Here is a 13,809-nt window from a genome sequence, read left to right on the forward strand (position 1 = left end):
TAACTGTATTGGAAAAGCTCAAGGGCGCCCGCCTGCCTGCTCAGACTTGGCCGGACGCTTGTGGCCTGGACCTGGAAAATAAGTGAGAATGCCGAACAACCGTGTTCGGCAAACCGAACGTATCATACTCCAGAAAACTTCGGCAGCTTAAGGCCCAGGGTGCAAATGAAACGATCCGCGTTCTTCATCTCCGACGGTACCGGCATCACTGCAGAAACGCTGGGGCAAAGCCTGCTCGCACAATTCGATAGCATTCCTTTCAATAAATTCACCCGCCCGTACATCGACACCCCGGACAAGGCGCGGGCCATGGTCGAGCAGATCAATGCCGCGGCCGAGCGCGACGGGATGCGGCCGATCATCTTCGACACCATCGTCAACCAGGACATCCGTGAGATCCTGGCCACCTCCAACGGCTTCATGATCGACATCTTTTCGACGTTTTTGTCCCCGCTGGAGCAGGAATTGACCGCCCATTCGTCGTATAGCGTGGGCAAGTCCCACTCGATCGGCGGCAATTCCAACTACATGGAGCGTATTGAGGCGGTCAACTTCGCCCTGGACAACGACGACGGCGCGCGTACCCGCTACTACGACAAGGCCGACCTGATCCTGGTGGGCGTGTCGCGTTGTGGCAAGACCCCCACCTGTCTATACATGGCCATGCAGTTCGGCATCCGCGCCGCCAACTACCCGCTGACCGAGGACGACATGGAGCGCCTGCAGTTGCCGACGGTGCTGAAGAAGTACCAGGACAAGCTGTTCGGCCTGACCATCGACCCCGACCGCCTCACCGCCATCCGCCACGAGCGCAAGCCCAACAGCCGCTACTCCAGCTTCGCCCAGTGCGAGTTCGAGGTACGCGAGGTGGAAAACCTGTTCCGCCGGGAGAACATCCCCAACATCAACTCCACGCACTTCTCGGTCGAAGAGATCGCGGCGAAGATCCTGGTAGAGAAAGGCGTGGAGCGGCGGTTCAAGTAAGCGGCAAGAAAAAGCAGCGGTGCCGGGGCCCGCACCGTCTCAAGCCAGAAAGCTGCAAGCAAGACCAACGCGGTCTGCTTGCAGCTTGTCGCTTCAGTTGGCCGGCAGAACCGCCGCCTGCCCGCTCATGGCCAGGTCCACCAGCTCACGGTTGGCCACCGCGTACATGGCGTAGTCGGTGCCGGTGGCGTTGCGCAGGTCCTCGAGCATGGCACGCCAGCGCTCCACCATCACCCGGTGCTGCTCGATCCACAGGGCCACGCGGGCGTCCATGTCCTCCGGCGCATCGGCCATCTGCAGCACGGAAATGGTGATGGCGCGCTGCTGCAGGTCGATATCGTCGCGGTACGCCTCGCGGGCCAGGGCCTGCCAGTTGTTCTCCACCGACAGGTTGCTGATCTCCTGCAGGTACCAGGTCAGGTCCAGGGCACTGCCCACGGCGAAGAACGCCTTGGCCACCAGGGCCGGGTCGCGGCCGGTGACGTCCGAAGCCTCGATGATCGGCAGCAGGGTGTACAGGTGGGTGGTGCCGGCGACCATGCGCGCCAGCAGCTCCGGCACCCCAGCCTCGACGAAGCCCTGGTAGCGCTGCTGCCAGCGTTCGCGGGTCGGGCCCTCCAGCAGTTCGTCGAGCTTGAGCCCCAGTTGGGCGATCTTCGGCCCGAAATGGGCCACGTCGCGACCGGCATCCTGCTCGTTGCGACGGCTGCGCAGGAACCAGCGGGTGGCGCGGCGGCCCAGGCGCATCAGCTCGTCCATCAGGGTCAGCTGGATCTCGGCCGGTACCTGGTAGTCCAGGGCCTCGATCTGGCGGAACCAGTGCGGCAGGTGGAAGATGTCGCGCACGATCACATAAGCCCCGGCGACGTTGGCCGGGCTCATGCCAGTGGACTCCTTCAGGCGCTGGACGAAGGTGATGCCCATGTTGTTGACCAGGTCGTTGGCGATCTGGTTGCTGACGATCTCGCGCTTGAGGCGGTGGCGGCGCATGGCCTCGGCGAACTTGCTGACCAGCGACGGCGGGAAGGCGGTCTCCATGTCGCGGGTCAGGTAGTCGTCGTCCGGTACCAGCGACTTGAGCAACTGCTCCTTGAGGTCGATCTTGCTGTAGGAGATCAGCACCGACAGCTCGGCGCGGGTCAGGCTCTGGCCCACGGCCAGGCGCTCGGCCAGCAGCTCCTCCGACGGCAGGAACTCGATGGCCCGGTCGAGCTTGCCACGCCCCTCCAGGTCGGCCATCAGGCGCTTGTACTCGGCGATCCGCTCGCGGGCGCGACGGGCCGCCAGCGACAGGGCCTGGGTCTGCTTGTAGTTGTTGCCCAGCACCAGGCCGGCGACTTCGTCGGTCATGCTGCCCAGCAGTTGGTTGCGCTGCTTCTCGGTCATGTCGCCACCCTGCACCACTTCGTTGAGCAGGATCTTGATGTTGACCTCGTGGTCGGAGCAGTCCACCCCGCCGGCGTTGTCGATGAAGTCGGTGTTGGTGGCACCGCCGTTGAGGCCGAACTCGACCCGGCCAAGCTGGGTCATGCCCAGGTTGCCGCCCTCGCCCACCACCTTGCAGCGCAGCTCGTCGCCGTTGACCCGCAGGGCATCGTTGGCCTTGTCGCCGACATCGGCGTGGCTCTCGCTGCTGGCCTTGACGTAAGTGCCGATACCGCCGTTCCACAGCAGGTCGACCGGGGCCTTGAGCAGTGCGTGCAACAGTTCGGTCGGCGTCAGGCGGTCAGCCTCGATGGCGAAACGTTCCTTCATCTGCGGGCTGATGGCGATGCTCTTGGCACTGCGCGGGAAGATCCCGCCGCCTTCGGACATGATGCTGGTGTCGTAGTCGCTCCAGGCCGAGCGCGGCAACTCGAACAGGCGCTTGCGCTCGACGAAGCTGGTGGCCGGGTCCGGGTTCGGATCGATGAAGATGTGCAGATGGTTGAACGCCGCGACCAGCTTGAGCTTGTCGGACATCAGCAGGCCGTTGCCGAACACGTCGCCGGCCATGTCGCCGATACCGATCACGGTGATCGGGTCTTCCTGCACGTTGATGCCACGCTCGCGAAAGTGGCGCTGCACGCCGACCCAGGCACCACGGGCGGTGATGCCCATCTTCTTGTGGTCGTAGCCGGCCGAGCCGCCCGAAGCGAAGGCATCGCCCAGCCAGAAGCCATAGTCGATGGCGATACCGTTGGCGATGTCGGAGAAGGTCGCGGTGCCCTTGTCCGCCGCCACCACCAGGTAGGGGTCGTCGTCATCGTGGCGGACCACGTTGGCCGGCGGCACCACGCCGCCGTCCTTGAGGTTGTCGGTGATGTCCAGCAGGCCCGAGATGAAGATCCGGTAGCAGGCGATGCCTTCGGCCTGGATGTCGTCACGGCTGCCGCCCAGCGGCAGACGGCGCGGCAGGAAGCCGCCCTTGGCACCGACCGGGACGATCACCGAGTTCTTCACCTGCTGGGCCTTGACCAGGCCGAGCACCTCGGTGCGGAAGTCTTCCTCGCGGTCCGACCAACGCAACCCACCACGGGCAACGTTGCCAAAGCGCAGGTGCACGCCCTCGACCCGTGGCGAATAGACGAAGATCTCGAACTTCGGCACCGGCTTGGGCAGCTCGGGGATCAACTTCGGATTGAACTTGAAACTGAAGTACGGCTTGTTCTGGCCATTGGCGTCCGGCTGGTAGAAGTTGGTGCGCAGGGTGGCCTTGATCAGGTCCAGGTAGCGACGCAGGATGCGGTCCTCGTTGAGCACCTGGACCTCGTCCAGGGCGCTGAGGATGGCCTGTTCCAGGCGCTGCTGCTTGTCGTCCAGGTCATCCTGGGTGAGCTTGCGCGCCAGGTAGAAGCGGGTCTTGAACAACCGGGTCAGCTCGCGAGCGATGTCGGTGTGGTTGTTCAGGGTCGCGGCGATGTACCCCAGGTCGAAGCCCAGGCGGATCTGCTTGAGGTAGCGGGCGTAGGCGCGCAGCAACGCCACGTCGCGCCATGGCAGGCCGGCGGTGAGCACCAGGCGGTTGAAGGCGTCGTTCTCGGCGTCGCCCTTGACGATGTGGATGAAGGCGTCCTGGAGGATGTCGTTGAGTTGCTGGATGTCCAGCTCCATGCCTTCGCTGTAGGTGAAGGCGAAGTCGTGGATCCAGAACTCACGGCCACTGGCGTGACGCAGGCGATAGGGGAACTCGCCGAGCACGCGCAGGCCGAGGTTCTCCAGGATCGGCAGCACGTCCGACAGGGCCAATGGCGTGTCGGCGTGGTACAGCTTGCAGTGCAACTGGCGCTCGCTGAGCTGGGTCAGCGGTTGGTAGAAGCTCATCGCCAGCGGCTTGCTCTCGGACAATGCCAGCACGTGCTGCATGTCGACCACCGCCGAATGGGCGGCGAAGCGCTCGCGGTAGCCGGCCGGGAAGCCCTTGGGGAAGTCGGCGAGGATGTTGGTGCCCTGGGCCTCGCCGAAGTTCTCGATGACCAGCGCCGAATAGTCGTCGTGCCACGAACGGCAAGCCTGGATCACCTCGTTCTCCAGCTGCTGCGGGTCGATGTCGATGCGGTTCTTCGGATCGACCCGCAGGATCAACTGCACCCGCGCCAGCACCGACTCGGAGAAGAACGTCCAGAATTCGCAGTCGCTGGCCTTCAGGCGCTCCATCAGCACCTGCTGGATCTTCTGCCGCACCTCGGTGGAGTAGATCTCCCGCGGTACATAGGCCAGGCAGTAGCAGAAGCGTCCGTACGGGTCCTTGCGCAGGAACACGCGGATCTTGTTGCGTTCCTGGATCTGCACGATGGCCATGACGGTGCTGAACAACTCGTCGATCGGCGTCTGGAACAGGTCGTCGCGCGGCAGCACCTCCAGCACCTGGGCCAGTTCCTTGCCCAGGTGGGCCTTGGGATCGAAGTGCGAGCGGCGCTCGATCTCGGCCACCTTGCCACGGATGTAGGGGATGGTGCGCACGCTCTCGCCGTACACCGAGGAGGTGTACAAGCCCATGAAACGGCACTCCTTGACCACCTTGCCGTCGTCGTCGATCTGCCGGATCGACACGTAGTCGGGGTAGGCCGGACGGTGCACGCGGCTGGGTTGCGAGGCCTTGGCGAACGACAGCAGACGCGGCTCGCGCAGGTAGGCGACGGCGTAGTCCTCGATGCGCAGGTCATCGATGCCGAGCCCGGCGCGCAGCAGGCGGGTCAGGCCAAGGAACGAGCCCTCGTCGTAGACCAGGTGGCCACCATCGGCGTCCGACTCGACGGTGAATTCCTCGTAGCCGAGGAAGGTGAAATGGTTGTCCAGCAGCCACGCCAGGAAGCTCTGCACCTCGGCCTTGTCATGCTGCTCCGGGCCGAACCCGGTCTGCTCCACCAGCGCCAGCAGGTCGCGGACCTTGGCCTTCATCGGCTCGAAGTCGTCCACCGCCACCCGCACCTCGGCCAACACCTGGTCCAACTCACGGGTCAGGGTGTTGAGCTCGGCGGCGTTGGCGCAGCGGTCGATCTCCAGGTACATCAGCGACTCGTGGCTGATGCCCTCGCCCTGGGTGCCCTTGGGCAGCAGCTCGAGCAGCTCGCCCTTGGCCCCGCGCCGCGCGCTCAGCACCGTGGTCTGCAGGGTGTGGATGCTGTAGCCGCGACGGTTGAGCTCGGTGCGCACCGAATCGACCAGGAACGGCAGGTCGTGGTGCAGCACCTCGACCACGGTGTGGGTCGACTGCCAGCCGTGGCGTTCGTAGTCGGGGTTGTAGACCCGCACCTGTGGCTGCGCAGGGTCGAAGCGTTCGATGATGCGCCAGGCAGAGAGGGTGCAGCCGGCCAGGTCGGACAGCCTGCGCTGGGTGAGTTCGTCCAGAGAGATGATGCCGAAGAACTGTTCGGCGAACAGGGCCACTTGTGGCAGTGCCTGTTCGCTGATGTGCTGCGCCAGGGCCGCTTGCAGTTGATGCTGGAAGTCGGCTTTGCTGGCTGCGGTGAAGAACGCCATCTGTGGTACTCCGCTTGGGCTTTGTTATGTGTGAAGCGTCGCGTGCGTCCGCCGTGTACGGATCAACGATAGCCAACCCGTGGCGACAGGACGATGAAAACCAGGCGTTTGGACGTGACCGGCACGCCCATCCGTTCCATGGATGGGCACCTGCAAAGACGACTGCCGCCTCGGGCCGTGGCTTTACGGGTGACCATCGACTGGGCAGCTTAACGACTGAGCGGTCATCACGGCTTGCAGCGCTGCGACAATTTCGGTCAAGGGCCGGTAACTTTCCGTTTATGGATGTTCGCGGGGCTGTCAGAATGGCCTTTCGTCCCCCGACCCCGCTCCATGCAACGGAAGCCACCCCATGCAACTGAAAACCGCCCTGCTCTTCGCCACCCCTTGCGACGAGGAGGAAGACAACATGGCGACCCTGTGCTGCCACAGCGACAGGGGCCAGATGTTCCTGCTCACCCGCTACCCGGACGAGGACACGGTGGACCTGACCCTGGACGACGAGCCGTCGACGCTCGATGGCCTGAAGGTGACCTTCAGCGCCACACGCCTGCTGATCGAGGTGACGGCGGGGGATCGCGATGCACTCAAGGGCGCATCGCAGCTGGAAATCGTCCTGACATCGCCGGGGACGGACCTGATGGAGGTAGAGCAGACCCTGCGCAATATCCTCGACGGCACCGGCACCTACGTCAGCGAGCTTTAAGCTGCAAGCTTTCCGAGCCGCAAGCAGGCCTGTGTGAAGGCTGCTTGCGGTTTTTCAGTCCCTGCGGCTTGCAGCTATCCGATAGCCCCCTCGACCACGGCCAACACCTCGCCCTCGCGCAACTGCTCGGTCACCGCGACGATGTCCGGGTAGAACGCCCGGTCTTCGTCGGCCACCGGCACCCGGCTGCGTACCAGCTCATACAAGGCGCGGGTGGCGCTGGAGGCCTTGGCCGGGTCGTGGAAGTCCAGGGCCTGGCAGCCGACCAGCAGCTCGATCGCCAGCACCGACTCCAGCTTGCGCGACACCTGGTAGGCCTTGATCGCCGCGTTGAAGGCAAAGCTGACCGGGTCTTCCTGGTTGCCACAGGTCGAAACGCTGTCGATCGTCGCCGGGTGCGACAGCACCTTCATCTCGCCCAGCAACCCCGCCGCGGTGTATTGGATGATCATGTAGCCGTTGTTCAGGCCCGGGTTGCGCACCAGGAACGCCGGCATTTCGCTGAAGTGCGAGTTGACCATGCGGTCGGTACGCCGCTCGGAGATCTTCGCCAGGTTGGTCATCGCATTGCACAGGGTGTCGGCAGCCATGCCCACGAAGGAGCCGTCGAAATTCGCCCCGGAGATGGCGATGCCATTGCCCTCGGTGGTCGGGTAGATCACTGGGTTGTCGCCGGACGAGGCGATCTCGTTGTCGATGCAGGCCTGGGCATAGGCGATGAAGCGCTTGGAGGCGCCATGCACCTGGGGGATGGCGCGCAGGCTGTAGGTGTCCTGCAGACGGTAGTCGATGTGTTCTTCGATCAACCGACTGTCGCCCAGCAGGCGCTTGATGTAGCTGGCGGTCTGGGCCTGCTCGGCGTAGGCCTTGACCGAATGGTAACGGGGGTCGAAGGCGCGGATGGTCCCCTTGAGCACCTGCAGCGAGATCGCCGCGGCCACGTCTGCCGCCTGGGCGGCCTGGTTGGCGTTGTACTGGGCCAGGGTGGCGATGGCGGTGACCGAGGTCGTGCCGTTGAGCATCGCCAGGCCTTCCTTGCACTGCAGCTCGATCGGCTGCAGGCCCACCTGGCGCAGCGCCGCCGCGCCATCGATCCAGTCGCCCCCCGCGACCCGGGCCTTGCCCTCGCCGATCAGCACCAGGGCCAAATGGCCTTCAGGGCCCAGGTAGCCCACCGAGCCCTCGCCCGGCGCGAATGGCATGACATCGTGGTTGAGCAGGCCGGCAATCTGTTCGAGCAAGGCCATGCGCACGCCGGAGAACCCCTTGCCCAGGCTGACCAGGATCATCAACTGGATCGCCCGCACCTGCTCGCGATTGAGCGGCTCGCCCACCGACACCGCATGGGAGCGCACGATGTTCACCTGCAGGGTCTGGGCATCTTCCGGCGAAATGACATGGCGGACGTTGTCGCCAAAACCGGTGGTCACGCCATAGACCAGGCGGTTTTCCGCCAGAAAACGCTCGACCAGGCCGCGCGAGCGGTCGACCCGGGCGCGATAGGCATCGGAAAACCGCACCTTCGCCGAGTAACGGGCGACCGCGATGAACTCCTCGAGGGAAGGCTTGGCGTCGTCCAGGGTAACGGTGGCAATGTCTTTCGGGTGAATACGCATGATGCTCTGCTCTCTCTACTCATTGGCCTTTTTCAGGGCGCAGGAAGCCCGTCCTGTTCAGGGACAGGCGAAAAACGTCGGGTAACCGGGGGGGCTCAGGCCTGGCTGAGGATGAACCGGCTGAAACGCTCCGAGCGCTGGTCCTTGAACATCTCCTCTGGCGTGCCCTGGGCTTCGATCAGCCCCTGGTGCATGAACACCACGCGGTTGGAGACGTTGCGGGCGAAGCCCATCTCATGGGTCACCACCAGCATGGTCCGACCCTCTTCGGCGAGCGCTCGCATCACCTTCAGCACTTCGCCGACCAGCTCCGGGTCGAGCGCCGAGGTGGGCTCGTCGAACAAGATGACCCGTGGGCGCATCGCCAGGGTGCGGGCGATCGCCACGCGCTGCTGCTGGCCCCCCGAGAGGAACGCCGGGTAGTGGTTGCGCTTGTCCGCCATGCCGACCTTCTCGAGCAGCGCCTCGGCCTGTTCGAGGCACTCGGCGCGCGGCCGCTTCTGCACATGCAGCGGCCCTTCGATGACGTTCTGCAACACCGTCATGTGCGACCACAGCCCAAAGCTCTGGAACACCATGCCAAGCTCCGGGCGCAGGCGGTCGACCTGGCGCCGGTCGGCGGGCACCGGCAGCCGGTGGCGCCCCCGCTTGAACGCGATCTGCTCGCCGGCGACACGGATCTCGCCGGCGTCCGGGGTTTCCAGCAGGTTGATGCAACGCAGGAAGGTGCTCTTGCCCGAGCCACTGGAGCCGAGGATCGACACCACATCGCCCTGGTACGCCTCCAGCGAGATGCCCTTGAGCACCTCCAGGCTACCGAAGGACTTGCGGATATGTTTCACCTGCAGTACCGGATCGTTGCCAATAGTCATGTCAGTTACCCCTTCGCACGCTGAATGCGTACTTTCTTGTCGTTGTTCGCGTGGCCGCCGGCTGCCGGGGAGACAGCCAGCGCTCGAGCCACGCCAGTGTGCGGACGATCAGGAAGTTCAGAACCAGGTAGATGAGCGCTGCGCAGAGGAACACCTCGAGCGTGCGGTAGGTTTCCGAGATGATTCGCTGGGCCACGCCCGAGATCTCGTAGACCGTCACCAGGCTGGCCAGCGAGGTGGCCTTCATCATCAGGATGATTTCCGTGGAGTAGGCCGGCAGGCAGCTGCGCAGGGCGATCGGGATGATGATCCGCCGCGCCAGCAGCCCGCCAGACATGCCCGCCGCCCGCCCCGCTTCGACCTGTTGCGCCGGCACCGCCAGCAGGCCACCGCGGAAGATCTCCGCCATGTAGCCCGCCGTGCACAAGGCCAGGGCGATCACCGCACAAGCCAGCGGGTCGCGCAGCACCGGCCACAACGGGCTCTGGCGCACCTCGGGGAACTGGCTCAGGCCGTAGTACAGCAGGAACAGCTGGATCAACAACGGCGAGCCGCGAAACAGGAAGATGTAGCCACGCGCCAGGTGACGCAACGCGGCCACGTCGCAGACCCGCAGCCACACCACCAGCAGCGCCAGCAGCGTGCCAACGGCCACCGAGGCGGCGAACAGCACCAGGGTGGTCGGCAAAGCCCGCAGCAGTTGCAGCAGGGTGTCGCACAAGAACGCAAAGTCGATGGACATGTCGAGCCCCTCTTCAGCCGCGGCGCAAGGTTCTGCCAAGCCGCAGCTCGGCACGTGAGAACACCAGGTTGGAACCCCCCGTGAGCAGCAGGTAGAGCGCGCACCCGGTCATGAAGAACAGCACGAACTCCCCGGTGGAGGCCGCGGCGACCCGGCTGGCGCGCATCAGCTCGACCAACCCGGTCACCGAGATCAGCGCCGAGTCCTTCAGGCTGATCTGCCAGACCCCGCCAAGCCCCGGCAAGGCAAAACGCAGCACTTGCGGCGCGATGATCCGGCGAAAGCGCATCAGCATCGGCATGCCGATCGCCTTGGCCGCCTCCAGCTCGTTGCGCGAGACGGCCTGGAAGGCGCCACGGTAGACCTCCGCCTGGTAGGCGCCAGAGACCACGCCGACCGCCAGCGCCCCCACCAGGAAAGCCGGCATGCAGATGAAACCCTCGGCGCCGAACAGTTGGCCGACCTGGCCCACCAGGGCCGAACCACCATAGAAGAACAGATAGATCACCAGCAGTTCAGGTACCCCCCGAAACACCGTGGTGTAGGCATCGCCCAACACCCGCAGCAGGCCGTTGTCCTGAAGTTTCGCCGCCGCCACCAGCGCGCCGAGCAGCGCACCGACCAACAAGGCGGCCAGGGTCACCAATAGCGTCATGAGCGCGGCCAGCAGCAGCACGCCGCCCCAGCCCTGTGCGCCAAATCCGAGCAAATCGATCACGTGTACACCCACCCATAGCCATGTCAGGGAGCGGTCGGCCGAGGCCGCCGCGTGCAGTGCCTGCGTCGCCGGGCATCAGGGACGATGCCCGGCGACGCCCCAGAGGTTCAGGGGGTTGGCGGGGTGAAGTCGTGCTTGAACCACTTGCGGCTCAGCTCGCTGATGGTGCCATCGGCGATCAACGAGGCAATCGCCGCATCCAGCTTGGCCTTGAGCTCCGGCTCGCCCTGGCGGATGCCGAAAGCCTCGCCTTCGCCCCAGATCGGCCCGTTGATCGCCGGGCCCACCAGCACCACCTCGCTGCCGGCGCGTTGCATTTCCCCGGCGAGAAAGCCCAGGTCCTCGAACACCACGTCGACGCGACCGTTCTTCAGGTCCATCAGCGGCTCCGGTGGGGTCTTGTACTCGCGGATGGTCGCCACCTTGCCGAACTGGTCATGGATGAACGTGCTGTACACGGTGCCCGAGACGATACCTATGAGCTTGCCTTCGAGCCGTTTGCGCAAGTCATCGACCCTTGGCGTGTCCTGCGCCGGGTCGCCCTGCAGTTGCAACGTGCCGTCACCCAGGTCGATGCCGCTGGAGCGCAGGGCAACGAAGGTGGCCGGTGCCTTGGTGTAGGGGCGCGAGAAGTCGATCACCTGGCGCCGCTGCGGGCTGATCGCCAGGGCATCCATGACCACGTCGAACTTGCCGGCCTTAAGGCCCGGGATCAGGCCATCCCAGTCCTGGGCGACGATCTTGCAACGGACCTGCATGCGTTCGCACAGCACCTTGGCCATCTCCGGCTCGAAGCCATCGAAGGTGCCATCCGGGCGGGTGCGGTTCCAGGGTTCGTAGACGCCCTCCGTGGCGATCTGGATGCTGTCCCAGTCCTTGGCTGGGGCGTTGAAACTGGTCAGGGCCATCAACAACGAGCAGGCGGCGAATCCGATTTTCTTGTTGTTCATTCTTATTCTCCGATGCGAGACCACGAAGGTCGTAAAGGGCACGCAGGGCACGTCTTTCGGTGGGGTTACCTCCATTGGCCAGTGGTCTAGCGCCTGCCCAATGCCAGCACGACCGGCGAGGTCGGCCGGGCGCAGCACAGCAATACCTGGCCCGCCTCGGGCTCGGCCAAGGGCGCTTCAAGGTACTCGACGGTGCCGCTGAGCAGCGGCGTCATGCAGGCACTGCACAACCCCGCGCGGCAACTGAAGGGCGGCGACAGCCCTGCCTGCTCGGCGCAGTCGAGCAGCGATGGGCAAGACGCCTCCCAGGTGACCGACCGGCCCGAGGGCTCGAAGCGCACCGTCAGTTCACCCTGCGCCTGTGCGCTGGGTGTGGCCACGCTGGCCACGGCGGGGGCCTCGTCCTCGTCCAGGACAGTCGCCGGCCCGAAGAACTCGTAGCGAATCCGCTCGCGCTCGATGCCCAGGCCACGCAGCAAGCGCCAGTTGGCCTGCATGAACGGCCTGGGCCCACACAGGTAGACGTCGTAGTCGTCCAGCGGCAGCAGCGCCTGCAGGGTTTCGCGGCTGACCAGCCCACTGCTGTGGTGATGGCCATTGCGCACGTCGGCGTCGCTCGGCGCCCGGTAGCAGAAGTGCACACGAATCCCGGCACGCTTGGTCGCCAGGGCCAGCACTTCCTCACGCAAGGCATGCACGCTGCCGTTCTCGCAGGCGTGGACGAAATACACCGGCCGCGCCGAATGGGTCGCCAGGCGATGCAACATGCTCACCATGGGCGTCAGGCCGACGCCACCGCTGAACAGCAGCACCGGGCGGGTGCTTTGCTCATCGAGGACGAAGTTGCCGGACGGGCCGGCAACCTCCAGTTGCCCACCCACCTCCAGCGCCTCGTGCAAAAAGCTCGAGCCCACGCCGGCCGGCACGTCGGGCAAGTGCGCCGGCGCCCGCTCGTGCTTCACCGAGATACGCAGTTGCTCCGGGGTATCCGGGTCGCTGGACAGGCTGTAGGCACGCAGCAACTGCGGGCCCTGGGCCTGGGGGATGCGCACCACGATGAACTGCCCGGGGCGAAAGGCGATGCGGCCATCGTTCATGGCGGGCTTGAGCAACAACGAGGTGATGGTTGCGCTCTCCCGTACCTTCCCTGTCACCTGGAAGCGCGCGAAGCCCTTCGCGGCGGGAATGGCATCAAGCATGAGCGTTCACCTCGACGGTCGCGACCAGCCCGTGGGCGGCCTGCTGCTCTTCGCGAATCAGGCGCTCCATGCCACGGCGAAAACGCAAGGGGCCAGAATCGATGGCCAGGTCGATGTTCGGCGTCTGGCGCTGCCTCATGCCCGCATGCACCGCCGCCAGCACCACCCGGTCCTCCTCGAAGGCTCGACGCACATCGGCAGCGAACTGGCGGGAGACCTCCTGGTCGTCTGCGTCGAAATTGCGCAACTGGAACCAGTAGTAACGGGTGCGGTTCTCGTCGACCGGCGTCATGAAGTTGTAGGAGTCCATCAGGAACGCCTTCTCATGCAGCGCTCCGCCCTCCCCGCCCGTACCGGCCGGGGTGTGCACGCCCTTGATGATCGCATGGGCCGGGTAGCGCACCTCGTAGTACTGCAGACGGTCGCAGCGGCCTTCGAACTTCAGGTACTGGCGATAGAACGGCGCCACATCGATATTGCGCAGCCAGCGCGAGACCACCACGCCGTCGTCGTTCACCTGGGTCTGCAACGGCTCCGACTCACAGGCCGAGGTGCCGAAGGTGCTCTGGTGGACCCAGGCCACGTGGGAGGGGTCGAGCAGGTTGTCGGTCATGTACAGGTAGTTGCAGTCGATGGTCATCGAATCGCCACGGTTGACGCCCCAGGCCGGGTCGTCCCACTCGGGGATGTCGAGGAGCTTGCTGCGGTCGGCCAGGGCCGGCTCGCCCATCCACAGCCACACCAGGCCGTAGCGCTCTTCTACCGGGTAGCTGCGGACTTTCGCCGCCTGCGGAATGCGCGACACGCAGGCGGCCTTCACACAGGTGCCGGCGCCGTCGAAGGTGAGGCCGTGGTAGCCACACTCGACCACATCGCCGTGCAGGCGCCCCATCGACAGCGGCAGCTTGCGGTGCGGGCACGCATCCTCCAGGGCCACCACTGCGCCGTCGGCCTTGCGGTAGAGCACGACGGGCTCGCCGAGCAGGGTGGTGGCGTGCAAGGCCTGCTTCACTTCGGTGTCCCAGGCGGCGGCGTACCAGGCATTTCTCAAGAACATGGC

At 65.2% G+C, this 13,809-nt stretch carries 10 protein-coding genes; 2 read left to right on the plus strand and 8 right to left on the minus strand.

What is annotated here, in order from left to right; translation table 11 throughout:
- Window positions 1–165: 165 nt before the first annotated feature.
- Window positions 166–984, plus strand: coding sequence for a pyruvate, water dikinase regulatory protein (locus ABFA30_RS20340; protein ID WP_225786975.1), 819 nt, complete (start codon window positions 166–168; stop codon window positions 982–984).
- A 93-nt stretch (window positions 985–1,077) separates the two neighbouring features.
- On the opposite strand, the gene ABFA30_RS20345 is transcribed toward ABFA30_RS20340, so the two are convergent.
- Window positions 1,078–5,946: an NAD-glutamate dehydrogenase gene (locus tag ABFA30_RS20345; protein WP_253080992.1), complete on the minus strand. Its 4,869-nt coding sequence runs from the start codon at window positions 5,944–5,946 to the stop codon at window positions 1,078–1,080.
- A gap of 352 nt (window positions 5,947–6,298) precedes the next feature.
- Here ABFA30_RS20345 and ABFA30_RS20350 point away from each other — a divergent pair, with 352 nt between their 5' ends.
- A complete protein-coding gene (locus ABFA30_RS20350; RefSeq protein ID WP_253100502.1) occupies window positions 6,299–6,652 on the plus strand; it encodes a hypothetical protein in 354 nt (117 codons plus the stop codon).
- A gap of 74 nt (window positions 6,653–6,726) precedes the next feature.
- Here the strand turns inward: ABFA30_RS20350 and hutH are convergent, their stop codons facing one another.
- The 7 genes from hutH to ABFA30_RS20385 form a co-directional block, all read right to left on the minus strand.
- Window positions 6,727–8,268, minus strand: coding sequence for a histidine ammonia-lyase (gene hutH / locus ABFA30_RS20355; RefSeq protein WP_225786978.1), 1,542 nt, complete (start codon window positions 8,266–8,268; stop codon window positions 6,727–6,729).
- A gap of 95 nt (window positions 8,269–8,363) precedes the next feature.
- Window positions 8,364–9,140, minus strand: coding sequence for an ABC transporter ATP-binding protein (locus ABFA30_RS20360; protein WP_225786979.1), 777 nt, complete (start codon window positions 9,138–9,140; stop codon window positions 8,364–8,366).
- A gap of 1 nt (window position 9,141) precedes the next feature.
- On the minus strand, window positions 9,142–9,882 hold the full coding sequence (locus tag ABFA30_RS20365; RefSeq protein ID WP_225786980.1) for an ABC transporter permease: 741 nt from the start codon (window positions 9,880–9,882) through the stop codon (window positions 9,142–9,144).
- A 13-nt stretch (window positions 9,883–9,895) separates the two neighbouring features.
- A complete protein-coding gene (locus ABFA30_RS20370) occupies window positions 9,896–10,600 on the minus strand; it encodes an ABC transporter permease (RefSeq protein ID WP_225786981.1) in 705 nt (234 codons plus the stop codon).
- 107 nt (window positions 10,601–10,707) lie between these two features.
- Window positions 10,708–11,550, minus strand: a complete 843-nt coding sequence (locus ABFA30_RS20375; RefSeq protein WP_225786982.1) for a transporter substrate-binding domain-containing protein — start codon at window positions 11,548–11,550, stop codon at window positions 10,708–10,710.
- Window positions 11,551–11,636: 86 nt separating this feature from the next.
- On the minus strand, window positions 11,637–12,749 hold the full coding sequence (locus ABFA30_RS20380; RefSeq protein WP_225786983.1) for an FAD-binding oxidoreductase: 1,113 nt from the start codon (window positions 12,747–12,749) through the stop codon (window positions 11,637–11,639).
- On the minus strand, window positions 12,742–13,806 hold the full coding sequence (locus tag ABFA30_RS20385; RefSeq protein WP_225786984.1) for an aromatic ring-hydroxylating dioxygenase subunit alpha: 1,065 nt from the start codon (window positions 13,804–13,806) through the stop codon (window positions 12,742–12,744). Before ABFA30_RS20385 ends, ABFA30_RS20380 begins: the two co-directional genes overlap by 8 nt.
- Between the last annotated feature and the right edge of the window lie 3 nt (window positions 13,807–13,809).

It is taken from the genome of Pseudomonas sp. HLMP (assembly GCF_046365545.1).
Classification (GTDB): Bacteria; Pseudomonadota; Gammaproteobacteria; order Pseudomonadales; family Pseudomonadaceae; genus Aquipseudomonas; species Aquipseudomonas guariconensis_B.